Genomic DNA, 26,093 nt, shown 5'->3' on the forward strand with positions numbered 1-26,093 from the left:
TTCTCGGGGAGTAGGCTGTTTTGATGTCTTCACCAATTCGGACAGCGTCCCGGCTTTTGCTGGCGGCGCTTGCAGTGTGCTGCGTGTTGCCGTCCCAGGCTGCACAGTTGGTGCGGGTCGGTGCCGCGCATTTTCCACCCTATACCGTGCGTCCGGAGTCCGGTGCCGACACCGGTCTGTTGCCGCAACTGGTGGAAGCGCTGAATCGGGTGCAAACCGACTATCAGTTTGTGCTGGTGCCCACCTCCATTCCTCGACGTTTCAACGACTTCAAGGAAGGCCGGGTCGATATGGCGATTTTCGAGAACCCGGACTGGGGCTGGAAAGACATCCCGCATAGCCTCGTCGACATGGGCCTGGAAGATGCAGAAATCTTTGTCGCGCAGAAGAAACCCGATCGCGATGAGAGTTACTTCAAGGACCTGATGGGCAAGCGCCTGGCCCTGTACAGCGGCTATCACTACGAGTTTGCCAATTTCAATGCCGATCCCAAGTACCTGGCCGACGCCTACAAGGCCACGTTGACCTATTCCCATGACAGCAACTTGTTGATGGTGCTGCGCGCACGAGCAGACATTGCTTTGGTGACACGTTCCTACCTGAGCGATTACCTGCTGCGCAACGAGAAAGTCGGCGAACAATTGTTGGTGTCCCAACGCATTGATCAGGTCTATCACCATTACGCCCTGATTCGCCCGCAGGCACCCATTACTGGCGAAGCATTCGGCAAGTTGCTGCAAGGCCTGCGAAACAATGGCCAGATGCTGAAGATTTTCGATCCCTACAAAATTGCCCTGGTGCCGGTGGGCAAGCACTGACAGATAGAGTTTCCAGGGGCAGGGGGGGCGGACGACCATTCATCTGGTATTTATGTTCTGCTGTTCGAATGGTCGAATTGACAGTAGACGCTTCGCCTAACGTGGTCTTAGCTCCTTTCCTGTGTCCGACCCCATGGAGGGGTTGGCGCTCATTCAGAAAGGATTTCTGTCATGACAACCCCCTCGTTGGTTTCTCTCTCCTGTGTGCCCGCTCCTGTGGTGCCACAAGCCGTCAACGATGTACTCATTCTGAAAAAACCTGATGATTCGGCCGGTGTCACGGTCGAGGTGGCGCGTTGGCCATTCATGGTGGTTAATCAAAAGACAACGCTGCATGTCTGCGGTCAACAAGCCGACGGCTCGCCAGTGATGCTGCGAGTGGCTGACGCCGAGCCCGTCACGCAACAAGAGTTCCAGGAGGGCTGGCGTCGCAATATTGCCTGGGCGTCTTTGCAGAATCTGAAAGACGGGAGCCATCTCGCGTTTGTTTTTCAGGCGGCGCTGGATGGAGGCAGTTGTGCTAGTCCGGTGCTGTTCCCGACATTGTGTCTTGAGGTTCAGGCGCCTTTTGACGATACAACGACCTTCTCGGAAAAAGACGGTACCAATAACTGGAATGGCTGGATGAGGGGGGAGGCTGCGGCTGATCCACGGGATCTCACCATCACCAGAGATGGAGATATCTACGTATTATTCGACAACACCTACACCAACAACTCTGCCGGGACAGTGTTGAAAAAGACCTTTCAGGGGCTGGAAGTGGGTCGGTCCTATGAGTTCGGGGTGACCGTGCGCAGGTGGAATGACAAATATTCAGTTCCGGTGCTGTCACTCAACAGCGGAGCGCAAGTCATTGCCCCCGCGACGGAAATTTCGTCAATGGCCTGGGCTCCGCTCAAAGGCACGTTTACCGCGAGTGCATCACAGATGGAGTTGCAGATCGTTAACCATGTCGCCACCGGAAACGGCAACGACTATGCCTTCCGCGAAATCTGGGTCAGGTCGATCTAGCGCCTGCGTAACGTCAATGGCCTGGAACTGATCCGGGCTGTGCATGCCACCGCGAACGCTGATTAAGGTTCGCGGTGCTTTTCGTTAAATTTCCCTGCCTGGCTCACGTCACCTCAGTTAACTGTCGACGATTACCGTGAGCCCGACCCATGTCCAATCTGAATGACCTGACCGCCCTGGCCTTGCCGTCAGGCAACCGTCTTGTAGCCGATGAAACCACAAGTCGCCTGAGCCTCAGCCTGGAAGGGCAGCCGCTGATCGAACTGCTGCTGACCCGCGAGCCCGAATTGCATTTGCGGTTGGAAGAGCGCTTCGGTCGTCCTGACGGTCAAGCATTCTGGGCAGCTTGTTATTGGCTGTTTGCCCGTGATGCGGCTTGTCAGCGTCTGACCTGGCAACTCGATGATGTGCCTACCGAAGCCTTGCTCAGCGGATTGCTGATCGCGACCGAAGTCACCGGCCAGTATCACTGCGAACGCACGCTGTTCTGGCAATTGCCTCAGCCTTGGCTGGGTGAGTCGTTGACCGGTAGCTATCCACAGCAGATGGTCATCAGTGACGGCAAGCGCCACCCCCTGCGTGCGGTGAAACCCCGTGGTGAGGTCTATCGGCGCTTTGATGTGCGGCTCGGTGCATGGGTTTCCCTGCGTACACTAGAAATCGAGCAGGACCTGGCGCGTTTCAACCGCTGGCAGAACAGCCCGCGGGTGGCGAGTTTCTGGCAAGAGGAGGGCAGTCTCCAGAAGCATCGCGAATACCTGAGCAAGCTTGAAGCCGACCCGCACACCTTGACGCTGATCGGTTGCTTCGATGATCAGCCGTTTGCCTATTTCGAAGCCTATTGGGCCAAGGAAGATCGCATTGCGCCGTTCTATGATGCCGGCGATTACGACCGTGGCATTCACATGCTGGTGGGCGAAGAACATCACCGCGGCCCGCACAAAGTGGCGAGCTGGCTATCGGCGCTGGTGCATTACCTGTTTCTCGATGATTCGCGCACTCAGCGGGTGGTCGCCGAACCTCGCGCCGACAACGCGAAGATGATCGGGCACATGCACAATCAGTGTTTCCACTGCGAAAAAGAGTTCGACTTCCCGCACAAGCGCGCGGCGCTGATGATGCTGGGGCGTGAGCGGTTTTTTGATCGGTGTTCGTTGGCTTGATGCGTAAGGCTCAAGGGCTGTGGCGGTCTTGAGTCAGCCTTCGTGGGCAAGCCTCGCTACAGGGAATCGCATTCCCCCTGTGGAGCGAGGCTTGCCCGCGAAGCTTTTAACGGCGTGCGAACGTATCCGCACGATTACCCGACACCTTGCGGCAATGCACCAGCGCGTCACGAATCATGAAGTTCACCAGGGTGGGCGATACGCCGAGTTCCTTGGCGATGTCTTTTTGCGGCACGCCGTGCAAGCGGTACATCTCGAAGGCGTAACGGGTGCGGCTGGGCAGCTCCGTCAGCGCATCGGCAATGTTTTCCAGGGTCGAGAAATTCATGTGCGAGGTTTCCGGCGAAGCGCCCTGAATCACCACGTTCAGACCTTCCTCTTCCGGGCCCGAATACTTCTGCTCCAGCGCCTGCTTGCGGTAATGATCGATCGCCAGGTTGCGCACGATCTGGAACAGGTAGCTGAGCTGCGCCTTGATTGACGATGTGATCTGCGGCGCCGATTGCAGTCGGAAGAACGCATCCTGCACCACGTCTTCGGCGCGTGATCGGCAACCGGTGATGCGGGCGGCAATCTTGACCAGAATCAGTCGGTTGTCGACGAAAGCCTGAAGTAGCGGTGAATCGCACCTGCTTGTGGATACTTGTTCCGTCATTGGAAATCACCTTGCTGCAAATAGGGTCGTGGGACGACAGGGGGATCGTCGTCGTCCTACATATCGAGCGGTAAATTATGTTGAATGATAATGATTGTCAATTGAGAAAGAGAATTAATGCTCCACGAAAGAGCAGAGTGAGAACTGCGACACGCTGACTCACCTACCGACCTCAAGCCTGCTGGCGCTCTAGCCTGGCGACTAATTATTTCAAGACCTCATCCGTTCTCATTGGTGAATGGCTGCGGGCGCAAGCCCCGGCCAAAACAGCATTCCCAAGCCTTGCGCGGTCGGCGAAGACCGCGTCCTGCATGCCCATGAACGGGTGTGACGTACGAAAACCGATTCCACTTGCAAGCCGAATTCAGGCAGGAAACCTCATGACCGACGCGTTCGAACTCCCCAGCACACTGGTCCAAGCCCTTCAGCGCCGCGCGGCCCTGACGCCGGATCGGGTGGCCTTGCGTTTTCTCGCCGAAACCCAGGATCAGGCTGTGGTGCTCAGTTATCGTGAGCTCGATCAACGGGCGCGAACCATTGCCGGCGCGTTGCAGGCCGAGACGTCGTTTGGCGATCGCGCGGTGTTGCTGTTTCCCAGCGGCCCGGATTACGTCGCGGCGTTTTTCGGTTGCCTGTACGCAGGCGTCATTGCGGTGCCGGCCTATCCGCCTGAGTCGACCCGCCGTCATCACCAGGAACGCCTGCTGTCGATCATCAGCGATGCCGAACCGCGCTTGCTGTTGACCAGCGCCGACCTGCGCGACGCGTTGCTGCAAATCGACGAGGCGCCGCCGCTGCTGTGTGTCGACACCCTCGACAGTGCCTTGGCTGAGCATTGGGTTGCGCCAGACTTGCACGGCGATCACATTGCTTTCCTGCAATACACCTCCGGCTCCACGGCGTTGCCTAAAGGCGTGCAAGTCAGCCACGGCAACCTGGTGGCCAACGAACTGCTGATTCGCCACGGATTCGGCATCGATCTGAACCCCGACGACGTGATCGTCAGCTGGTTGCCGCTGTACCACGACATGGGCTTGATCGGCGGCCTGTTGCAGCCGATTTTCAGCGGCGTGCCGTGTGTGTTGATGTCGCCGGCGTACTTCCTCGGTCGGCCATTGCGCTGGCTGGAGGCGATCAGCGAATACGGTGGCACTATCAGCGGCGGGCCGGATTTCGCCTATCGACTGTGCAGCGAACGGGTCAGCGAATCAGCGCTGGAACGCCTCGACCTGAGTGGCTGGCGCGTGGCGTATTCCGGTTCCGAACCGATTCGCCTCGACACCCTTGAGCGCTTCGCCGAGAAGTTCGCGGCCTGTGGCTTTACATCGGACAGCTTCATGGCTTCCTACGGCCTGGCGGAAGCCACGCTGTTTGTTGCCGGCAGCCCGCGCGGTCAGGGCATACCGGCGTTGCACGTGGATGATCAGGCCTTGGCGCAGAACCGTGCCGAGCCGGGCGATGGCAGTCCGATCATGAGTTGCGGCATCAGCCAACCGGATCACGCAGTGCTGATTGTCGATGCCGTATCGCTTGAAGAACTTGCCGACAATGCGGTCGGTGAAATCTGGGCTGCCGGGCCGAGCATCGCCCATGGCTACTGGCGCAACCCCGAAGCCACGGCCAAGACATTCGTCCAGCACGCCGGTCGTACCTGGCTGCGCACCGGCGACCTGGGCTTTTTGCGTGATGGGGAACTGTTCATCACCGGCCGCCTGAAAGACATGCTGATCGTTCGCGGTCACAACCTCTATCCGCAGGACATCGAGCAGACCATCGAGCGTGAGGTGGAGGTGGTGCGCAAAGGTCGCGTGGCCGCATTCGCAGTCAACATCGAGGGGCAGGAAGGCATCGGCATCGCCGCGGAAATCAGCCGCAGCGTGCAGAAAATCCTTCCACCCGAGGCGCTGATCAAAGCCATCCGTCAAGCGGTGGCCGAGGCGTATCAGCAAGCGCCGAGTGTGGTGGTATTGCTCAATCCGGGAGCGCTGCCGAAGACATCCAGCGGCAAATTGCAACGTTCGGCCTGCCGCAATCGTCTGGCCGATGGCAGCCTCGACAGCTATGCGCTATTCCCGTCGGCAGACATCGCAAACCCATCTGAAACTGAATCGGGCTCCGAGCTGCAAACCCTGATCGGCCAGATCTGGTGTGAGCAATTGCAGGTCAAGCAGGTCAACGCCGACGATCACTTCTTCCTGCTCGGCGGCAACTCCATCGCCGCCACTCAAGTGGTCGCACGCCTGCGTGAAGCGTTGGGGCTGGAGCTGAATCTGCGCCTGTTGTTCGAAGCGCCCACCCTCGGCGCATTCGCTGCCGCGCTCGCCCGGCAACAACAGGATGGCGGCGTGGCCCAAGGCGCGATCATGCCCTTGTCGCGCAGTGACGCCATGCCGCAATCGCTGGCGCAAAACCGTTTGTGGATCACCTGGCAACTCGACCCGCAGAGCAGCGCCTACAACATTCCCGGTGCCTTGCGCCTGCGTGGCGAACTGGACGAAGACGCCTTGCGCGCCAGCTTCCAGCAACTGATCGAACGTCACGAATCCCTGCGCACACGGTTTTTCGAACGTGATGGCGTAGCCCTGCAACAGGTCATTGCTGTTGGTGAGTTCAACCTGCAAGTGATCGACATCAGCGACCTGCCGACCGTCGAGCGTGAAGCCCGCGCGCAGCAAATCCGCGAGAGCGAAGCCCGCACCCGGTTCGATCTGGAGAAAGGCCCGCTGCTCTGGGTGACGTTGGTGCGCCTCGACGATGAGGATCATCAACTGCTGGTGACCCTGCACCACATCATCGCCGACGGCTGGTCGCTGAACGTGCTGATCGACGAATTCTCGCGGCTGTACGCGACCGCTTCTCAAGGCCACACCGCCAGCCTTCCCGCCTTGCCGACGCAATACGCCGACTACGGCAGTTGGCAGCGCCAGTGGTTGGCGCAAGGGGAGGGCGAGCGTCAACTCGCTTACTGGAAAGAGCAGTTGGGCGTTGATCATCCGACCCTGAGCCTGGCCACCGATCATCCGCGTTCGGCGCAACACATTCACAGCGCCGCCCGCCACACGCTGCGTTTGGACGCGAGCCTGAGCGATGCCATTCGCCAGACTGCCCAGGCCCATGAATCGACGCCGTTCATGCTGTTGCTCGCGGCATTCCAAAGCCTGCTGCATCGCTACAGCGGTCAACGCGACATCCGCATCGGCGTGCCGAATGCCAACCGTCCGCGCCTGGAAAACCAAGGGCTGATCGGCTTCTTCATCAACACCCAGGTGCTGCGCGCCGAGGTGGATTCGCGACTGCCGTTCATTGAATTACTGGCGCAAACCCGTCAAGCCGCATTGGGCGCGCAAGCGCATCAGGATCTGCCGTTCGAACAACTGCTCGAAGCCTTCCCGCAGGCCCGCGAGCAGGGCTTGTTCCAGGTCATGTTCAACCACCAGCAACGGGATCTCAGTGCGTTGCGTCGCTTGCCGGGACTGCTCGCCGAAGAGCTGCCGTGGCACAGTCGCGAAGCCAAGTTCGACCTGCAACTGCACAGCGAAGAAGACCGCAACGGTCGCCTGAGCCTTTCGTTCGACTACGCCAGCGAGTTGTTTGACGTGGCGACTATCGAGCGACTGGCCGAGCATTTCGCCAACCTGTTGCGAGCCATTTGTGAGCAACCGAAAGCCGCTATCGGCGAGCTGCAACTGCTGACCCCGAGTGAGCACGATCAGCAATCCGCCTGGAGCGCCGCACCCTGCACACCGGCCAGCCAATGGCTGCCGGAGTTGCTCAACGACCAGGCGCGCCAGACCCCGGAGCGCACCGCGCTGCTGTGGGATGGTGGCAGCCTGGACTTCGCTGAACTGCACGCCCAGGCCAACCGCCTGGCGCACTACCTGCGCGACAAAGGCGTCGGCCCGGACGTGTGCGTGGCCATCGCCGCCGAGCGTTCGCCACAGTTGCTGATTGGCTTGCTGGCGATCATCAAGGCTGGCGGCGCTTATGTGCCGCTGGACCCGGATTACCCGGCCGAGCGCCTGGCCTACATGCTCAGCGACAGTGGCGTCGAGCTGCTGCTGACCCAAACCGAACTGCTCGACCGCATGCCGGCCACCGATGGCGTCAGTGTGATCGCCATGGACGCCCTGCATCTGGAGAACTGGCCAAGTCATGCGCCGGGTCTGCATCTGCACGGCGACAACCTGGCCTACGTGATTTATACCTCCGGCTCCACCGGTCAGCCGAAGGGCGTTTGCAACACCCATGCGGCGCTCGCTGAACGCCTGCAATGGATGCAAGCCACCTACCGTCTGGACCAGACCGATGTGCTGATGCAAAAGGCGCCGATCAGTTTCGACGTGTCGGTGTGGGAATGCTTCTGGCCGCTGATCACCGGGTGCCGCCTGCTGCTCGCCGGTCCCGGCGAACACCGCGATCCGCATCGCCTGGCGCAACTGGTCCAGCAATTCGGCGTGACCACACTGCACTTCGTACCGCCGTTGCTTTCATTGTTCATCGACGAACCGCTCAGCGCCGAATGCACCAGCCTGCGCCGACTGTTCTCCGGCGGCGAAGCCTTGCCCGCCGAACTGCGCAATCGCGTACTGGAGCACTTGCCGGCAGTGCAACTGCACAACCGCTACGGCCCGACCGAAACGGCGATCAACGTCACCCACTGGCACTGCTCAACGGCTGATGGCGAGCGCTCCCCGATTGGCCGGCCATTGGGCAACGTGCTGTGCCGGGTGCTCGACAATGACCTCAATCCGGTACCGGCCGGTGTGCCGGGTGAACTGTGCATCAGCGGTATCGGTTTGGCCCGAGGTTACCTCGGTCGTCCAGGTTTGACCGCGGAACGCTTTGTGGTCGATCCGCTGGGCGAGCAAGGCACACGTCTGTATCGCACCGGCGACCGTGCCCGCTGGACCGCCGACGGCGTGATCGAATACCTCGGTCGTCTCGATCAGCAAGTCAAACTGCGTGGTTTTCGTGTTGAACCGGAAGAAATTGAAGCGCGTCTGTTGGCGCAGCCCGGAGTCGCCCAAGCGGTGGTGCTGGTGCGCGAAACGGCGGCGGGCGGGCAGTTGATCGGTTACTACACCGCCGCCGATTCCACCGAAGACGTCGATGTTCAAAGCGCACGCCTGAAAGCCGCGCTGGCGGCTGAGCTGCCGGAATACATGGTTCCGGCGCAACTCATGCGTCTGGATGAAATGCCCCTGGGCCCGAGCGGTAAACTCGACCGGCGCGCCTTGCCTGAGCCCCAGTGGCAAGTCCGCGAGCACGTCGAACCAGTCACGGCCCTTGAGCAACAAATCGCCGGTATCTGGCGCGAAGTGCTGGGCCAAACGCAGATCGGCCTGCGCGACGACTTCTTCGCCCTCGGTGGCCACTCGCTGCTGGCCACGCAAATCATTTCCCGCACCCGCCAGGCCTGCGACGTCGAGTTGCCGTTGCGGGCGCTGTTCGAGGCCAGTGAACTGGGCGCGTTTGCCGAACAGGTTCGCTTGATCCAGGTCAGCGGCAAAACCAACAAACAGCCGCCGATCGAGAAAGTCGATCGCAGCCAACCGGTGCCACTGTCCTATTCCCAGCAACGCATGTGGTTCGTCTGGCAAATGGAACCGGACAGCCCGGCCTATAACGTCGGCGGCATGGCGCGGTTGCGCGGCGTGTTGGATGTCGGGCGTTTCGAAGTGGCGCTGCAAACGCTGATCATGCGTCACGAAACCCTGCGCACGACCTTCCCGAGCATCGACGGCGTGGCCCGGCAACAGGTGCATCCGGACACCGGCCTGCGCATGGACTGGAAGGATTTTTCCGCGCTGGCGGTCGACACCCGTGAACAACGGGTACAGCAACTGGCCGATGACGAAGCCCATAAGCCTTTCGATCTGGAAACCGGGCCGCTGCTGCGTGCCTGCCTGGTCAAGACCGCCGAGCAGGAGCATTACTTCGTCCTGACCCTGCACCACATCGTCACCGAAGGCTGGGCGATGGACATCTTCGCCCGGGAACTGAGCGCGCTCTACGAAGCCTTCGTCGATGACCGCGATTCGCCGCTGCAACCGCTGCCGGTGCAGTACCTGGATTACAGCGTGTGGCAGCGCCAGTGGCTGGAGTCCGGCGAACGTCAGCGTCAGCTCGATTACTGGACCGCGCAACTGGGCCGCGAACATCCGCTGCTGGAATTGCCGGCCGATCGTCCGCGTCCGCCGGTGCAAAGCCATCAGGGCGAACTGTTCCGCTTCGACCTGAGCGATGACCTTGCGGCGCGGGTTCGTGCCTTCAACGCCTACAACGGTCTGACCCTGTTCATGACCATGACCGCAGCGCTGGCGGTGCTGCTTTACCGCTACAGCGGCCAGACCGATCTGCGCATCGGTGCGCCGGTAGCCAACCGCATTCGCCCGGAAAGCGAAGGGCTGATCGGCGCGTTCCTCAACACTCAAGTGCTGCGTTGCCAGCTCGACGGGCAGATGTCCGTCGGCGAGTTGTTCGAGCAGGTTCGCCACACCGTGATCGAAGGCCAGTCCCATCAGGATCTGCCGTTCGATCATCTGGTTGAAGCCTTGCAGCCAACCCGCAGTGCGGCTTACAACCCGCTGTTCCAGGTGATGTGCAACGTGCAGCGCTGGGAATTCCAGCAGAGCCGCACCCTGGCCGGGATGACCGTCGAGTACTTGGCCAACGATGCGCGAGCGACCAAGTTCGACCTTAACCTGGAAGTCACCGACCTCGACCATCGCCTCGGTTGCTGCCTGACCTACAGCACCGATCTGTTCGACGAACCGCGCATTGCGCGCATGGCCGGGCACTGGCGCAATCTGCTGGAAGCGTTGCTCGCCGATCCGCAACAACGCCTCAGCGAACTGCCGTTGCTGGAAGCCAGCGAACAGCAAAATCTGCTCGATAGCCTCGGCATCGAGCCGGGCGAACATCGCCTCGATCAATGCATCCATCACCTGTTCAGCGAGCAGGCGCTGGTGCGCAAGGACGCGCCGGCTCTGACGTTCGCCGGGCAAACCCTGAGCTACGCCGAGCTCGACAGCCGCGCCAATCGTCTGGCCTGGATGCTGCGCGAGCGCGGTGTCGGGCCGCAGGTTCGGGTCGGTCTGGCGCTTGAGCGTTCGCTGGAGATGGTCATCGGCTTGCTGGCGATCCTCAAGGCTGGCGGCGCCTATGTGCCGCTGGACCCGGAGTACCCGCTGGATCGCCTGCACTACATGATCGAAGACAGCGGCCTCGGTTTGCTGCTCAGCGATGCGGCGATGTTCGCGGCGCTCGGTGAATTGCCGGCCAGCGTCGGCCGCTGGTGCCTGGAAGAAGACGCCGCTGCACTGGCCAACTACCCGGCCAGCGAGCTGCCATTCATCAGCCTGCCGCAACATCAGGCGTACCTGATTTACACCTCGGGCTCTACCGGTAAACCGAAAGGCGTGGTGGTGTCCCACGGTGAAATTGCCATGCACTGCCGCGCCGTGATCGAACGCTTCGGCATGCGCCCGGATGACTGCGAGTTGCACTTCTACTCGATCAACTTCGATGCCGCGACCGAGCGTCTGCTGGTGCCGTTGTTGAGCGGTGCGCAAGTAGTTCTGCGAGCTCAAGGCCAGTGGGATGCGCAAGAAATCTGCGGGCTGATTCGTCGCCATAACATCAACATCCTCGGCTTCACCCCAAGCTACGGCAGCCAGTTGGCGCAATGGCTGACGACCCAGGGCGAAACCCTGCCGGTGCGTATGTGCATCACCGGTGGCGAGGCCCTGACCGGCGAACACTTGCAACGAATTCGCGCGGCGTTTAAACCGAGCCTGTTTTTCAACGCTTATGGCCCGACCGAAACCGTGGTCATGCCGCTCGCCAGCCTGGCACCCGAGCAACTGGAAGAAGGGCTGGGCAGCGTGCCAATTGGCAGCGTGATTGGCGCTCGCGTCGCTTACATCCTCGACGCCGATCTGGCGTTGGTGCCGCAAGGCGCGACGGGAGAATTGTTTGTCGGTGGTGCCGGTCTGGCGCAGGGGTATCACCAGCGCCCGGGCATGACCGCCGAACGGTTTGTTGCCGATCCTTTTGCAGCGAACGGCGGACGTTTGTACCGCACCGGCGACCTTGTTCGTCAGCGTGCCGATGGTCTGGTGGAATACCTCGGCCGTATCGACCATCAGGTGAAGATCCGTGGTTTTCGCATCGAACTGGGCGAGATCGAAACCCGTTTGCTGGAACACGAATCCGTGCGTGAAGCAGTGGTGCTGGCCCTCGACGCACCGAGCGGCAAGCAGTTGGTCGGCTACCTGGTCACCGACGTCGCCGAACAGGATGAAACGCAACAAGCTGCATTGCGCGAAGCGCTGAAGGCGCACCTCAAATCTCAGTTGCCGGATTACATGGTGCCGACGCACTTGATCCTGCTGGCCAGCATGCCACTGACCGCCAACGGCAAGCTCGACCGCCGCGCACTGCCGGCCCCGGACCCGGAGTTGAATCGTCAGCAATACGTGGCGCCGAGCAACGAACTCGAGCTGACCCTGGCTGGCATCTGGTGCGAAGTGCTGAACGTGCAGCAGGTCGGCCTCAACGACAATTTCTTCGAACTGGGCGGCGATTCGATTCTGTCGATCCAGGTGGTCAGCCGTGCGCGGCAGAAGGGCATCCACTTCAGCCCGCGTGACCTGTTCCAGCACCAGACCGTGCAGACGCTGGCCGCCGTCGCAACCCGCACCGAGCAGATCACCGCCGAGCAAGGCCTGTTGAGCGGTGAATCGCGTTTGACACCGATTCAGCACTGGTTCTTCGACACTGAAATCCCGCAGCGTCAACACTGGAACCAGGCGTTGCTGCTGGAGCCGACCGTGGCGCTCGATCCGCATCGTCTGGAGCAAGCGCTGCTGGCGGTGATCGAACAGCAAGACGCTTTGCGCTTGCGCTTTACCGAAGTCGCCGGCCATTGGCAGGCCGAGCACCAGGCGGTTTCCGACGCAGCAGTGCTGTGGCAGGTGAAAGTGCCGGCCATAGACAAATGCGTGGCGCTGTTCGCCGATGCCCAACGCAGCCTCGACCTTGAGCAAGGGCCGCTGATGCGGGCGCTGCTGGTGGATGATCCCGAGGGGCAACAACGGCTGTTCATTGCCATTCACCATCTGGTGGTGGACGGGGTGTCGTGGCGGGTTCTGCTGGACGATCTGCAAACGGTTTATCGTCAACTCGAATCCCGGCAGTCAGTAAAACTGCCGGCGAAAACCAGTGCCTTCAGGGACTGGGCTGCACGCTTGCAGGCTTATGCCGGCAGCGAATCCCTGCGTGAAGAATTGAGCTGGTGGCAGATGCAATTGGCCGGCCCCAGCGCTGAATTGCCATGTGATCGTCCGCAGGGCGGACAGCAAAATCGTCACGCGCAAACCGTCAGCGTGCGCCTCGACAGCGAGCGCACCCGCCAACTGTTGCAACAGGCGCCGACGGCCTATCGCACCCAGGTCAACGACTTGCTGCTGACCGCATTGGCCCGTGTGTTATGCCGCTGGAGCGGTGATGAATCGGCGCTGATTCAACTCGAAGGCCACGGCCGCGAAACCCTGTTCGACGAGATCGACCTGACCCGCACCGTCGGCTGGTTCACCAGCGCCTATCCGCTGCGCCTCACCCCCGCGAATGAGCAGGGTGCGTCGATCAAAGCGATCAAGGAGCAACTGCGCGCGGTGCCGCACAAAGGCCTGGGGTATGGCGTGCTGCGTTACCTGGCCGATGACCTGTGCCGGCAGACCATGGCCGCGCTGCCGGAGGCGCCGATCACCTTCAATTACCTTGGCCAGTTCGACCAGAGTTTTGGCAGCGATGCGCTGTTCCGTCCGCTCGATGAGCCGGTCGGCGCGGCCCATGATCCACATGCTCCGCTGCCCAACGAGCTGAGCGTCGACAGTCAGGTGTATGGCGGTGAGTTGGTGCTGCGCTGGACCTTCAGCGCGGAACGTCACGACCGGCAAACCATTACCGACCTGGCGCAGGCGTATCTGGGCGAATTGCAGAGCCTGATCCAGCACTGCCTGAGCGACCACGCGGGCGGCCTGACGCCGTCGGACTTCCCGTTGGCCAGACTGACTCAGCCACAACTCGACGCACTGCCGGTTCCTGCGGCGATGATCGAAGACGTCTATCCGCTGACCCCGATGCAGGAAGGCATGCTGCTGCACACCTTGCTCGAACCGGGCACCGGCCTCTACTACATGCAGGACCGCTACCGCATCAACAGCGAACTCGACCCCGAGCGTTTCGCCCTGGCCTGGCAAGCGGTAATCGCCCGTCACGAAGCCTTGCGCGCATCGTTCTGCTGGAACATCGGCGAAGACATGCTGCAAGTGATCCATAAACCGGGCAGCACGCCGATCGAGTATCTGGACTGGAGCGCGGTGGCCGAAGCCGAGCAAGAGCCGATGCTGCAGGCGCTGCTGAAAAGCGAGCGCGAGGCCGGGTTCGATCTGCTCAATCAGGCGCCGTTCCACCTGCGCTTGATCCGCGTGGGCGCGGCGCGCTACTGGTTCATGATGAGCAACCACCACATCCTCATCGATGCCTGGTGCCGTTCGCTGCTCATGAACGATTTCTTCGAGATCTACACTGCCCTCGGCGAAGAGCGGGAAGCGCAACTGGCCGTGCCGCCGCGTTATCGCGATTACATCGGCTGGCTGCAACGCCAGAGCCTGGCCGAGGCGCGGCAGTGGTGGCGGCAGAACCTGCAAGGTTTCGAGCGCACCACGCCGATTCCGAGCGACCGGCCGTTCCTGCGTGAACATGCCGGCGACAGCGGTGGCATGATCGTCGGCGACCGCTACACACGGCTCGATGCCCGGGATGGTGCGCAATTGCGCGAACTGGCCCAAGCCCATCAGCTGACCATCAACACCTTCGCCCAAGCGGCGTGGGCCCTGGTGCTGCGTCGCTTGAGCGGTGATCGCGACGTGCTGTTTGGCGTCACGGTGGCCGGGCGTCCGGTGGAAATGCCGGAGATGCAACGCACCGTCGGGCTGTTCATCAACAGCATCGCCCTGCGGGTGAAAATGCCCGAAGACGATCAGCGTTGCAGCGTTCGTCAGTGGCTAACCGGTTTGCTCGACAGCAACATGCAACTGCGCGAGTACGAGTACCTGCCGCTGGTAAGCATCCAGGAAAACAGCGAACTGCCGAAAGGCCAGCCGCTGTTCGACAGCCTGTTCGTGTTCGAAAACGCCCCGGTGGAAGTCTCGGTGCTGGACCGTGCGCAGAGCCTCAACGCGACCTCGGATTCGGGCCGCACCCACACCAACTTCCCGTTGACGGCGGTGTGTTATCCGGGTGATGACCTTGGCTTGCACCTGTCTTACGACCAGCGTTATTTTGACGAATCAACGATCGAGCGCATGCTCGGCGAATTCAAGCGACTGCTGCTGGCGCTGGTCGAAGGTTTCCATGGCGACATGGCCGATCTGCCGCTGCTGGGCGCAGAGGAGCAGGACTTCCTGATTCACGGCTGCAACCAGAGCGAACATGATTATCCGCTGGAGCAGAGCTACGTCGAACTGTTCGAAGCGCAGGTTGCCGAGCATCCGCAGCGGATCGTCGCCAGTTGTCTCGATCAGCAACACACTTATGTCGAGCTGAACCAGCGCAGCAACCGTCTCGGCCACGAGCTGATTGCGTCGGGAGTTTGCCTGGATCAGCCTGTGGCGCTGCTCGCCGAACGTAACCTCGATCTGCTGGGCATGATCATCGGCAGCTTCAAGGCCGGCGCCGGTTACCTGCCGCTGGACCCGGGCCTGCCGAGTCAGCGCCTGAGCCGGATCATCGACCTGAGCCGCACGCCGTTGCTGGTCTGCACTCAGGCGTGTCGTGAACAAGCCATCGCACTGCTGGAAGAGTTCGGTTGTGCCAACCGACCTCGATTGCTGGTCTGGGAAGACGTGCAGGCGAGCGACGTTTCGGTGGCCAATCCGGGCATTTACAGTGGCCCGGACAACCTCGCCTACGTGATCTACACCTCGGGCTCCACCGGCCTGCCGAAAGGCGTGATGGTCGAACAGTGCGGCATGCTTAATAACCAGTTGAGCAAGGTGCCGTACCTGAAATTGAGCGAGGCCGATGTGATCGCCCAGACCGCCTCACAAAGCTTCGATATTTCGGTCTGGCAGTTCCTCGCGGCGCCGTTGTTCGGCGCTCGGGTGGACATCGTGCCGAACAGCATCGCCCACGATCCGCAGGGGTTGCTGGCCCATGTTCAGAGCCAGCGCATCACCGTGCTGGAAAGCGTGCCGTCACTGATTCAGGGCATGCTCGCCCAGGACCGCATGAGCCTCGATGGCCTGCGCTGGATGCTGCCGACCGGTGAAGCGATGCCGCCGGAACTGGCGCATCAATGGTTGCTGCGTTACCCGGAGATTGGTTTGGTGAACGCCTATGGCCCGGCGGAATGTTCGGACGATGTGGCGTTCTTCCGCGTCGACCTGGCTTCGACGCGCGGCAGTTATCTGCCGATTGGCACGCCAACCGACAACAACCGTTTGTACCTGCTCGATGGCGCGCTGGAACTGGTGCCGTTGGGGGCGGTGGGTGAGTTGTGCGTGGCCGGCATCGGCGTGGGCCGTGGCTATGTGAGCGATCCGTTGCGTACCGCTCAGGTGTTTGTGCCAAACCCGTTCGGCGCACCGGGTGATCGTCTGTATCGCACCGGGGACCTGGCCCGACGTCGCAGTGACGGCGTGCTGGAATACGTCGGGCGCATCGACCATCAAGTGAAGATCCGCGGTTACCGCATCGAACTGGGTGAAATCGAGGCGCGTCTGCATGAACAGCCGGAAGTCCGCGATGCGGCGGTCGGGGTGCAGGAGGGCGTCAACGGCAAGCACCTGGTCGGCTATCTGGTGGCAGCGGATTCGGCGCTCAATCCAAACGAACGACTGGAGCGTATCAAGCAACGTCTGCGCGCCGAGTTGCCGGAGTACATGGTGCCGCTGCACTGGCTGTGGCTCGACAAGCTGCCGCTCAACGCCAACGGCAAACTCGATCGAAAGGCCTTGCCGGCGCTGGAAATCGGCCAGTTGCAGAGCCAGGACTATCAGGCGCCGCGCAATGAACTGGAACAGACACTGGCGGATATTTGGTCTGAGGTGTTGAAGGTCGAGAAGGTCGGTGTGCGTGACAACTTCTTCGAGCTCGGTGGGCATTCGCTGCTGGCCACACAGATCGCCTCGCGGGTGCAAAAAGCCCTGCAACGCAACGTGCCGCTAAGGGCGATGTTCGAGTGCAGCACGGTGGCGGAGTTGGCCCAGTACATCGATGGGTTGGCGGCGAATGACATTACTGAGGAGAAGGTGGATCGGTTGAATGACCTGATGGCAGAGCTGGAGGGCCTTTAACCCGGGTTGACTGCCGAGCCTATGGGGCTCAGGCTTCCCGTGCCTTTTCAATGGATCAGATTTCACCAGGGAGACAGTCGATGCCCTTCGTAACGGTTGATGGACAAGCGCTTCACTACATAGATCAAGGCACAGGCCCTGCGGTGCTGCTGGCGGGCAGTTACCTGTGGGACCAAGCCATGTGGGCGCCGCAGATTACGGCGCTGTCGCAGCACTATCGGGTCATCGCTCTGGACCTGTGGGGCCATGGCGAATCCGGACGGATGCCCGAATGCACAAAGTCGCTGGATGACGTAGCACGTCAGGCGCTGGCCTTGCTCGATCATCTGGACATCGACCGCGTCACGCTGGTCGGTCTTTCGGTGGGTGGCATGTGGGGCGTTCGCCTGGCGCTGTCGGCACCGCAACGGCTCAACGGTCTGGTGTTGATGGACACCTACGTCGGCGTCGAACCGGAACCGACCCGCCAATACTATTTCTCGCTGTTCAAGCAGATCGAAGACAGCGGTGTGATCTCGCCGCAACTGCTCGATATTGTGGTGCCGATATTCTTCCGTCCGGGCATCGATCCGCAGTCGACGCTGTTTCAGGATTTCCGGGCCAGACTGGCGGCGCTGCCGGCTGACCGCCTGCGTGAAAGCATCGTGCCGATGGGGCGGATTACCTTTGGGCGTGATGATCTGTTGCCGCGTCTGGGTGAACTGAACCCTGAAACCACGCTGTTGATGTGCGGCGATCAGGACAAGCCGCGGCCGCCGTCGGAAACCAAGGAAATGGCCGAGTTGATCGGTTGCCCGTATGTGCTGGTGCCGGAGGCGGGGCATATCTCTAATCTGGAGAATCCGCAGTTCGTGACTGAGGCTTTGCTGGCATTTCTAGCTCAGAGAAATTAGTCGGTCATACAGACGCCATCGCGGGCAAGCCCGCTCCCACAGGAGGTCGAATAACCCTGTGGGAGCGGGCTTGCCCGCAATGGCGTTACCGCTGTCACCACAAATCCGACGGCTGAATTACTTACTTAGGCCCCAGAATCTTCACCAACTTCTCCGGCGTCGGCGCGCCTTGTTGCTGTTGCAGCTGACCTTTGTCATCCATATAGAAAATCGCCGGAGTGGCGGCCAGTTCCAGGTCTTCCATCAACTGCATGTTCGCCGCGAGTTTCGCTTGAATCGCCGGTGGCACGTCTTTCAGCGGCTTGAGCGAACTGCCCTTGCCGGATTTCTCGTGGTCTTCCAGGGCTTTCTGCGGGTCCTTGGCGGCCAGCAGCGCGGCGGATTTGCCGGGACTGTCTTCGCGAATGATACCGACCATGATGTGCCGCAACTGCACCTTGCCAGCCTTGACCCACGGCCGCGCCTGTTCCCAGAACATGTTGCAGTACGGGCAATTCGGGTCGCTGAACAGATAGACGATTCGCGGTGCATCCTTGTTGCCGTCACCGATCCAGTTGCTCGCTTCCATCTTGCCCCAGACTTCCTTGGCCATCGGCGCGTAGACCAGTTTTTGCAACGGCGCGCTGCTCAGGTCATTGCCGTCGGCGTCGTACAGATTGCCGACCAGCACATGCTTGCCGCCCGGGGTCAGGTACAGCGTCATGCCGCGGTTCTGGTACTGCGCCGCATAACCGCGCAGGCCGTCGGGCGCGTCGAAGGTGCCGACGATTTTGGCGCCCTTGGCTTCGATCTTCTTGATCGCTTCAGGCAACTCTTCGGCCTGTACCGACGGCAAGTGCAACAGGGCGGCACCCAGGGTCAACGTCAGCAGGTGGCGGAGGCGGAGCATGGCAGTTTCCTTGAAGGCGTGGCCGAGGTGGCCGGGTTCGGGGTGTCGAAGTTTTCCAGGGCGCGAGCCAGGCTGGCTTCAGAGAGTTCGCCCAGATGGCTGCCCAGCAGATACCCGTCAGGGCTATAGAACAGCGTAGTCGGCAATGCCATGGAACCCACCGCCTGACTCAATCGACCGCTGCCATCGAACAGCACGTTGGTCAGGCTCAGGCCCTGGGTTTCGAGGAAGGTGGCGACGCTCTGCATGCTTTCGGACTGGTTGACGAACAGGAACGTCAGGTCCGGGCGTTGTTGTTGGGCGTTTTCCAGCACCGGCATTTCCCGGCGGCACGGCGGGCACCAAGTGGCCCAAAGGTTGATGACCAGCGGACCGCCCTGGTAGTCGCTGAGCGGAATGGTCTGGCCGGCGGCATTGCGCAGGGTGATCTGCGGCAGGCGCGTGCCTTGTTCGTAAATACCCAGGGAGAACGTCGCCAGCAACCAGAACACCAGACCACTGACCACGCCAAAGCCCAACGGCCGACGCATGCCCGGGCGACGCCAGCCTCGGTACAACGCAGCCAGCAAGAGCACGACCACCCCCGGCCAGGCGAGAAAACCACCGTCGCGCAGGTCGATGATCTGCCACGGATCGTTGCGATACTGCGCCCAGTAGGCGATCACGAAACCGACTCGGGCCGCCAGCATGCCCAGCAGGAACAGGCTGAACAGCACCGACTCCGGGTTCTCGCCGCCACGCTTGGCCACCCGCCAGCCGACAAAGGTCGCCAGCGCCAGGGCACTGATCAACAGCAGGTGATTAAGCGCGATGGCAAAAGTGCCGAGGGTAAGGGTCAGCATTAACGAGCGTCTCGGGTGGTGGTCCAGCGTTGCAGGAAGGTGCCGGCATCGACCTCACCGGTGATGCGCTGGCTGCGGCGCTCTTCACCATTGGGGCCTATCCACAAAAGGCTTGGCGGCCCCGGCACTTTATAACGACCGAGCAGTTCGCGGCTGGCGGCATTGTCGGCGGTGACGTCCAGCCGTAGCAAGCGTACATCGCTGAGCGCATCCAGCACCTGTGCTTTGCCGAAGACCTGTTTTTCCATGACTTTGCACGACACACACCAGTCGGCGTAGTAGTCCAGCAGCACCCACTGGCCCTGAGCCTTGGCGGCATCGAGCTCGCGTTGCAGGGCGGCGGGTTCCTTGATCGTAGTGAATGCATCATGCGCGCTCGGCGCGGCAGTGCCGATACGGCCGGCGCTGTACACCTGCAACGGCTGATACGGATCGTCACTGCCGCCCGCCGCACCGACCACCAGCAGGCTGCCCCATAGACCCAACAGCAGCGAACTGGCGCCGAACAGGTGGGCAATTCGGCCAAAACCTTCAGACTGCTTCCAGGCACTGTAAGCGGCGATCAGCAACAAGGCACCGCACAAGCCGAGCCACAGCGATTCATCCAGCACCGGGCGCAGCATCAGCAGCGCGGTGGCGAGGAACAGGAAACCGAACACGCCTTTGAGCAGGTTCATCCAGGCACCGGGTTTGGGCAAAAAGCGATTGCCGACCGTCACCAGCAGCAACAGCGGTATGCCGATGCCGATGCCCATGGCGAACAGAATCAGCCCGCCGTGCAGCGCATTGCCGCTCTGCGCGATATAGAGCAGGGCACCCGCCAATGGGGCGGTCATACACGGTCCCACCAGCAGGCCGGACAAAGCCCCGAGTACACCGGCACCGATCAGACTGCCACCGCGCTGATTGCGCGAAACATGTTCCAGCCGATCCCGCACGACTACCGGCAATTGCAGTTCGAAGAAACCGAACATCGGCAAGGCCAGCAGCACGAACACCGCCGCAAAGCTGCCCAACAGCCATGGATTCTGCAGCAGCGCCTGAAGGTTCGCCCCGAGCAGCGCGGCCAGCACGCCCATCGCCGCATACACCAGCGCCATACTGACAACGTAACTGCCGGCCAGGGAAAAACCGCGTTTGGGCGTGGCGCCACTGCCCACGATCAATCCCGCCAGAATCGGCAGCATCGGCAAAGAGCAAGGGGTGAACGCCAGCAGCAGCCCCAGGCCGAAGAACACCAGCAGGCTCCAGCCCAACGCCCGTTGCTGCAGGCCGCTGGCCAGGGCCTGGTCGGGCGCCTCTTCAGCAAACGCGGTAAGGACGTTACTTGCGCCAAGGTCGACCACTTGAGTCTGCGGCGGATAACACAACCCGGCATCGGCGCAGCCCTGGAAGCCTACTTTTATCTGACCAGTGGCTCCGGCCGGAATCTTCAGCTCCAGGCCCTGGCGATAGACTTGCTGTTCGCCGAAGAACTCGTCGCTGTGGGACTCACCCTCGGGCAGAGCTGGCACCTGCTCCGGGGCCAGACCGTCGAATTTCAGGCGTTTCTGATACAGGTAGTAATTGTCGGCAATTTGCCAATAGAGCTGGGTTTCCCCGGATTCAAGGCGTTCGGAGGTGAAGGCGAACGCTTTTTCCACCGGGAGAAAATCGGGTTTGGTTTCGAACGGATTCGTTCCAGCCTGGGCCACACCCGAGATCAACAGAACAAAGAATAAAAACAGTCGACGCATGGGTAAGCCTTATCCCTGTGCAAGTGAGGTGCACAGTGGCGGGCGGCGATTAACCGACGATTAACCACACTCGCCTTGTGACAATGGCTCTTGCGGCATAATGTCCGCTTAATCGGCTACCAGCTTAATCACCTTTTTTCTACGGGGCTCACCATGCATGTACTGGTTTGCGAAGACGATGAGCTGATCGCCAGCGGTATCGTTGCCGGGCTAACTGCCCAGGGCTTGACCGTGGAGCATGTCGCCACCGCCTCGGCAGCCCGGGCGATGCTCAAGGTTGCCGAATTCGACGTCATGGTGCTCGATCTCGGTCTGCCCGATGAAGATGGCCTCAAGCTGTTGCAGCAGTTGCGTCACCATGGCCTGGAAATCCCGGTGCTGATCCTCACCGCGCGGGATTCGGTCACCGACCGGGTCGACGGCCTGCAAGCCGGCGCCGACGACTACTTGCTCAAACCGTTCGACCTGCGCGAACTTGCCGCGCGTCTGCACACCTTGTTGCGACGTGTGGCGGGGCGCAGCGTCAACCTGATTGAACACGGTCGTTTGACCTACGACCCGAGCAGCCGCGAAACCCTGCTCGGCGGCCAATCGGTGGATTTGTCACGCCGTGAGCAATCGCTGTTGCAAGCCTTGCTGCACAATCGCGGCCGGGTACTGTCCACCGAACAACTGAAGGACAGCGTCTACGGTTTCAACGACGAGCTGGAAAGCAATGCCCTTAACGTCCACATCCATCACCTGCGGCGCAAACTGGGCAATGGCATCGTCGAGACTGTGCGTGGCCTGGGCTATCGCCTGGGGCCGGCCGATGGCGGAGAACAATCGAAGTGATGAGCCTGCGTTTGCGGCTGAGTCTGACCCTCGGCGCCGCGTTTGCGCTGATCTGGGCCCTGGCCGCCGCCTGGATGCTCAGTGATCTGCGCAACCAGATGATGTTTTCCCTCGACCAGCGGCTGGTGGCGTCGGCGCGGATGGTGGCCGGGCTGCTGGAGCAACTGCCGGCGTTGCCGAGCAAGGGCGAAGGCACTCATTTCAGTGCAGAGCAGCTGAGTATTCCTGGCGGTATGGCCTGCCAGGTCAGCTCGTTGCGCGGTGAAATTCTGGCTCGCAGCCACAGCAGCCCCGAACAAACCCTGGAAGCCGAAAAAATGGGCTTCCACGATCAAATGATCGACGGCGCACCGTGGCGCAGCTTCACCCTGGCGCGCGGTGATGTGCGCATTACCACCGCCGACCGACAAATCGAGCGCGAAGCATTGAACATGTCAATCCTCCTGGCGGCTTCGGTGCCGGTCGGCGTGGCGCTGCTTGGTTGCCTGTGCCTGTTGTGGCTCGGCATCGGTCAGGGGCTGGCACCGCTCAATCGTATGCGCGATGCGCTGATGCGGCGCAGCGCCGATTCCCTGGAACCGTTGCAAATCCAGCCGCTGCCCAGCGAGCTGCAACCACTGCTGGAAACCCAGAATCAGTTGTTCCAGCGCATCGGCAAGACCATCGAGCGCGAACGGCGGTTGACCGGTGATGCCGCGCACGAGTTGCGCAGCCCGCTGACCGCCATCAAAACCCACCTGCAAGTGGCGCGCATGACCGAAGGCAGCGCCCGCGATCAGTCTCTGGCGCGGGCTGAAGAGGGGGCCGACCGGTTGCATCGCACGCTTGAGCAATTGCTGCTGCTGGCGCGCGTGGAGGGCAGTCTGTCGTTCGATGATGGCGTGCAATGCAGCGCCGAGCAGGTGGCGAAACTGGCGATTCAGGATGCAGCCAGCGGTGATCGTCAGCGGATCAAGTTTCAGTTGCCGGCCATATTCTCCGATGCGCCGCTGCAAATGCCCGCGGTGCTGTCGATTGCCGCATTGCGCAACTTGCTCGACAACGCCCTGCGCCATACCCCGGGCGATGGAGCCGTGGAGCTGAGCCTGGAAACCACTGGCGATCGCGTGCGTTTTTTGGTCCGCGATCACGGCCCGGGGATTGCCGAAGACGACCTGCAACACCTGACCCAACGCTTCTGGCGCAACGGCCAGAGCACCGGATGCGGCTTGGGTCTGGCGATTGTCCAGGCCATCGTCCAGCGCTGCGGCTGCACCCTGCATTTCGACAGCCGGCCGGATGGCTTGCGGGTTGAATTGACGATGCCGTTGCAACCCATCTAACAAACGACACGCATCCAGTGTGGGAGCGGGCTTGCTCGCGAAAGCGGTAGTGGCCTAAGCGCTGACCTTAAGCCCTACCAGCCCGGCAATGATCAACGCCACACTGGCGAGTCTGAACAGTGCCATGGATTCACCAAACAAAATGATCCCGGCAATCACCGTGCCCACCGCACCCACGCCAGTCCAGATCGCATAGGCCGTACCCAGCGGCAATTCCTTCATGGCAAGGCCCAGCAGGCCAAGGCTGATCGCCATGGCGGCAATGGTCAGTGCGGTTGGGAGAGGGCGGCTGAAACCGTCGGTGTATTTCAGGCCGACGGCCCAACCGACTTCGAACAGACCAGCAAAAAACAGAATGATCCAGGACATTTGAGACTTCCATCAATGGATGGGGTCGTCCCCAGATTAATCACTCGATCGAGCCGCGAGGTCGTCCCCGCATTGCGCAATAGAGTGCCCCATCATTAACCCGAGGATCAAGTTTTCGGCTTAATCCGCCGCCTGCTGAGCCGCGATTTGCCGGTCTTCTTTCTCGCTCATACGACGGAAGTATGTCGAGAGCAGCGCCCCGGAAATGTTGTGCCAGACGCTGAACAATGCGCTTGGCACCGCCGCCAGCGGCGAGAAGTGTGCACTGGCCAGGGCCGCACCCAGGCCGGAGTTCTGCATGCCGACTTCCAGTGCCAGGGATTTGCGCTGGGCCAGTGGCAGATTGAACAGGCGCCCGGTGAAGTAACCCAGCAAATAGCCGAAACTGTTGTGCAGCATCACCACGGCCATGATCAGCAAGCCGGATTCGGCAATCTTCGCCTGGCTGGCGGCCACGACGGCGGTGACGATGATCACGATGCTCACCACCGACACTAGCGGCAACACGTCTACCGCGTGACGAACCCGATCACCGAGTACGCGCTGGGCAACCACGCCGAGCACGATCGGCATCAGCACGACTTGCAGGATCGACCAGAACAGCTCCATGAACGACACCGGCAACCAGGCCGAGGCCAGCAGCCAGATCAGGGCGGGTGTCAGCAGCGGAGCGAGGAGGGTGGTGACGGCGGCAATGGCCACCGACAACGCCAGATCGCCACGCGCCAGCCAGGTCATCACATTCGACGAGGTGCCGCTCGGGCAGCAGCCGACCAGAATCACACCGACGGCGATTTCCGGCGGCAGGTGGAAAACCTGGCAAAGCAACCACGCCACACCGGGCATGATCACGAAATGGGCAACCACGCCCAGGGCCACGCGCCACGGATGACGCGCGACTTCGGCGAAGTCTTCGAGCTTGAGGGTCAGGCCCATGCCGAACATCACCAGCCCCAGCAGCGGCACGATGGCGCCTTTCAAGCCGATGAACCAGGTCGGTTGCAGAAACGCCACGACGGCGAAAATCAGTACCCAGTAAGCGAAGGTGTTGCCGACAAAACGACTCAATGCAGCGAGTGCGCGCATGGCCTGATCCTTGTTATATAAGTGGGATTTCCAATTTGGAAATCCAATCAATGTGGGAGCTGGCTTGCCTGCGATGGCGGTGTGTCAGACTACATTTAAGCCGTCTGATACACCGTCATCGCAGGCAAGCCAGCTCCCACATTTGATCCGGTTCCTTCAAGGAGAACCGGTTTTTCAGATACCTTGCGGGATCTCTTCACCACCCAACGCTTCAACCATCGACGGCAGGAAGTCGCCGAAGGTCAGCATCATTAGTGTGAAGCTGGCGTCCAGTTGGCCCAGGGCTTCGTCGCCACCGTCCTGTTCCGCCTGATCCTGCAGCAGGTCTTCGAACTTCAGGCGCTTGACCACCATTTTGTCGTCAAGCACGAACGACAGTTTGTCCTGCCAGGCCAGCGACAGTTGAGTGACCACTTTGCCAGTGCTCAGGTGCAGCTGGATTTCTTCGCTGGTCAGGTCCTGACGCTTGCAGCGCACGATGCCGCCGTCTTCGTGGGTGTCACGCAGTTCGCACTCGTCCAGCACGAAGAAATCATTCGCGGCTTTTTGGGTGGTGACCCACTCGGTCATGGTGGCGGTCGGCGACATCTTCACCGTCAGCGGACGCACTGGCAGCGAGCCGATCACTTCGCGCAGAGTGGACAGCAGGTCTTCGGCACGTTTCGGGCTGGCCGAGTTAACCAGGATCAGGCCCTGTTTCGGCGCGATGGCGGCGAAGGTCGACGAGCGGCGGATAAAGGCGCGGGGCAGGAAGGCCTGGATGATTTCATCCTTGATCTGATCGCGTTCCTTTTTGTAGACCTTGCGCATTTGTTCGGCTTCGATCTCTTCGACCTTTTCCTTCACCGCGTCGCGCACGACGCTGCCAGGCAGAATGCGTTCTTCCTTACGGGCGGCGATCAGCAGGAAGTCGCCGCTGATGTGTACCAGCGGCGCGTCTTCGCCCTTGCCGAATGGCGCGACGAAACCGTAGGTGGTCAACTCCTGGCTTGCACATGGACGCGCCAGCTTGGTGGCCAGTGCAGTTTCCAACGCCTCGGCATCAAAAGGCAGATCTTGGGTCAGGCGATAGATAAGCAGGTTTTTGAACCACATGGGATGAGTCTCTCCT

Annotated in this window: 14 protein-coding genes; 7 read left to right on the forward strand and 7 right to left on the reverse strand. The window is 61.2% G+C overall.

Going from position 1 to position 26,093, the window contains the following annotated elements; all coding sequences use genetic code 11:
* The first annotated feature begins 23 nt into the window (after positions 1-23).
* From PSH65_RS09130 to PSH65_RS09140, 3 genes are all read left to right on the forward strand, one after another.
* Positions 24-818: an ABC transporter substrate-binding protein gene (locus PSH65_RS09130; RefSeq protein WP_305425905.1), complete on the forward strand. Its 795-nt coding sequence runs from the start codon at positions 24-26 to the stop codon at positions 816-818.
* A 171-nt stretch (positions 819-989) separates the two neighbouring features.
* Entirely contained in the window at positions 990-1,829 is an 840-nt protein-coding gene (locus PSH65_RS09135) for a sugar-binding protein (RefSeq protein WP_305425906.1), read from the forward strand.
* Positions 1,830-1,978: 149 nt separating this feature from the next.
* Positions 1,979-2,992 (forward strand): GNAT family N-acetyltransferase, encoded by a 1,014-nt coding sequence (locus PSH65_RS09140; protein ID WP_305425907.1) that lies wholly within the window; start codon positions 1,979-1,981, stop codon positions 2,990-2,992.
* A 106-nt stretch (positions 2,993-3,098) separates the two neighbouring features.
* On the opposite strand, the gene PSH65_RS09145 is transcribed toward PSH65_RS09140, so the two are convergent.
* Positions 3,099-3,647: an RNA polymerase factor sigma-70 gene (locus PSH65_RS09145; protein WP_007894994.1), complete on the reverse strand. Its 549-nt coding sequence runs from the start codon at positions 3,645-3,647 to the stop codon at positions 3,099-3,101.
* A 380-nt stretch (positions 3,648-4,027) separates the two neighbouring features.
* Here PSH65_RS09145 and PSH65_RS09150 point away from each other — a divergent pair, with 380 nt between their 5' ends.
* Both PSH65_RS09150 and PSH65_RS09155 read left to right on the forward strand, forming a co-directional pair.
* Positions 4,028-17,011, forward strand: a complete 12,984-nt coding sequence (locus PSH65_RS09150; protein ID WP_305425909.1) for a non-ribosomal peptide synthetase — start codon at positions 4,028-4,030, stop codon at positions 17,009-17,011.
* A gap of 80 nt (positions 17,012-17,091) precedes the next feature.
* Positions 17,092-17,904 (forward strand): alpha/beta fold hydrolase, encoded by an 813-nt coding sequence (locus PSH65_RS09155; RefSeq protein ID WP_305425911.1) that lies wholly within the window; start codon positions 17,092-17,094, stop codon positions 17,902-17,904.
* A 121-nt stretch (positions 17,905-18,025) separates the two neighbouring features.
* Here the strand turns inward: PSH65_RS09155 and dsbG are convergent, their stop codons facing one another.
* Genes dsbG through dsbD form a run of 3 tightly spaced genes read right to left on the reverse strand, consistent with a single transcriptional unit; the run spans position 18,026 to position 21,371 of the window.
* The gene (gene dsbG, locus PSH65_RS09160; RefSeq protein WP_305425912.1) at positions 18,026-18,793 is read right to left on the reverse strand and encodes a thiol:disulfide interchange protein DsbG; all 768 of its coding nucleotides are present in this window, start codon (positions 18,791-18,793) and stop codon (positions 18,026-18,028) included.
* On the reverse strand, positions 18,769-19,635 hold the full coding sequence (locus PSH65_RS09165) for a TlpA disulfide reductase family protein (protein ID WP_305425913.1): 867 nt from the start codon (positions 19,633-19,635) through the stop codon (positions 18,769-18,771). The genes dsbG and PSH65_RS09165 overlap by 25 nt, the downstream gene beginning before the upstream one ends.
* Complete coding sequence (gene dsbD / locus PSH65_RS09170; protein ID WP_305425914.1) at positions 19,635-21,371, reverse strand: protein-disulfide reductase DsbD; 1,737 nt, start codon at positions 21,369-21,371, stop codon at positions 19,635-19,637. The genes PSH65_RS09165 and dsbD overlap by 1 nt, the downstream gene beginning before the upstream one ends.
* Before the next feature lie 153 nt (positions 21,372-21,524).
* Here dsbD and PSH65_RS09175 point away from each other — a divergent pair, with 153 nt between their 5' ends.
* Both PSH65_RS09175 and PSH65_RS09180 read left to right on the forward strand, forming a co-directional pair.
* Positions 21,525-22,205, forward strand: a complete 681-nt coding sequence (locus tag PSH65_RS09175; protein ID WP_038982275.1) for a response regulator — start codon at positions 21,525-21,527, stop codon at positions 22,203-22,205.
* The gene (locus PSH65_RS09180) at positions 22,202-23,527 is read left to right on the forward strand and encodes an ATP-binding protein (protein ID WP_305425915.1); all 1,326 of its coding nucleotides are present in this window, start codon (positions 22,202-22,204) and stop codon (positions 23,525-23,527) included. Before PSH65_RS09175 ends, PSH65_RS09180 begins: the two co-directional genes overlap by 4 nt.
* Before the next feature lie 54 nt (positions 23,528-23,581).
* Here PSH65_RS09180 and sugE read toward each other — a convergent pair whose 3' ends face one another.
* The 3 genes from sugE to rdgC all read right to left on the reverse strand — a co-directional run bounded on the left by sugE (position 23,582) and on the right by rdgC (position 26,077).
* On the reverse strand, positions 23,582-23,896 hold the full coding sequence (gene sugE / locus PSH65_RS09185) for a quaternary ammonium compound efflux SMR transporter SugE (protein ID WP_008013928.1): 315 nt from the start codon (positions 23,894-23,896) through the stop codon (positions 23,582-23,584).
* Between the two features lie 120 nt (positions 23,897-24,016).
* Positions 24,017-24,982 (reverse strand): bile acid:sodium symporter family protein, encoded by a 966-nt coding sequence (locus tag PSH65_RS09190; RefSeq protein WP_305425916.1) that lies wholly within the window; start codon positions 24,980-24,982, stop codon positions 24,017-24,019.
* 174 nt (positions 24,983-25,156) lie between these two features.
* Positions 25,157-26,077 (reverse strand): recombination-associated protein RdgC, encoded by a 921-nt coding sequence (gene rdgC, locus PSH65_RS09195; protein WP_258616096.1) that lies wholly within the window; start codon positions 26,075-26,077, stop codon positions 25,157-25,159.
* Between the last annotated feature and the right edge of the window lie 16 nt (positions 26,078-26,093).

The organism is Pseudomonas sp. FP603, from assembly GCF_030687415.1.
GTDB classification, from domain to species: Bacteria; Pseudomonadota; Gammaproteobacteria; order Pseudomonadales; family Pseudomonadaceae; genus Aquipseudomonas; species Aquipseudomonas wuhanensis.

Excerpts from the sequence above, each read along its gene's own strand:
- PSH65_RS09145 (WP_007894994.1), bottom strand. The coding sequence starts at position 3,647 with ATGACGGAACAAGTATCCACAAGCAGGTGCGATTCACCGCTACTTCAG.
- PSH65_RS09190 (WP_305425916.1), bottom strand. The coding sequence starts at position 24,982 with ATGCGCGCACTCGCTGCATTGAGTCGTTTTGTCGGCAACACCTTCGCT.
- PSH65_RS09165 (WP_305425913.1), bottom strand. The coding sequence starts at position 19,635 with ATGCTGACCCTTACCCTCGGCACTTTTGCCATCGCGCTTAATCACCTG.
- dsbD (WP_305425914.1), bottom strand. The coding sequence starts at position 21,371 with ATGCGTCGACTGTTTTTATTCTTTGTTCTGTTGATCTCGGGTGTGGCC.
- PSH65_RS09130 (WP_305425905.1), top strand. The coding sequence starts at position 24 with ATGTCTTCACCAATTCGGACAGCGTCCCGGCTTTTGCTGGCGGCGCTT.
- PSH65_RS09150 (WP_305425909.1), top strand. The coding sequence starts at position 4,028 with ATGACCGACGCGTTCGAACTCCCCAGCACACTGGTCCAAGCCCTTCAG.
- PSH65_RS09155 (WP_305425911.1), top strand. The coding sequence starts at position 17,092 with ATGCCCTTCGTAACGGTTGATGGACAAGCGCTTCACTACATAGATCAA.
- PSH65_RS09175 (WP_038982275.1), top strand. The coding sequence starts at position 21,525 with ATGCATGTACTGGTTTGCGAAGACGATGAGCTGATCGCCAGCGGTATC.
- PSH65_RS09140 (WP_305425907.1), top strand. The coding sequence starts at position 1,979 with ATGTCCAATCTGAATGACCTGACCGCCCTGGCCTTGCCGTCAGGCAAC.
- dsbG (WP_305425912.1), bottom strand. The coding sequence starts at position 18,793 with ATGCTCCGCCTCCGCCACCTGCTGACGTTGACCCTGGGTGCCGCCCTG.
- sugE (WP_008013928.1), bottom strand. The coding sequence starts at position 23,896 with ATGTCCTGGATCATTCTGTTTTTTGCTGGTCTGTTCGAAGTCGGTTGG.
- rdgC (WP_258616096.1), bottom strand. The coding sequence starts at position 26,077 with ATGTGGTTCAAAAACCTGCTTATCTATCGCCTGACCCAAGATCTGCCT.
- PSH65_RS09135 (WP_305425906.1), top strand. The coding sequence starts at position 990 with ATGACAACCCCCTCGTTGGTTTCTCTCTCCTGTGTGCCCGCTCCTGTG.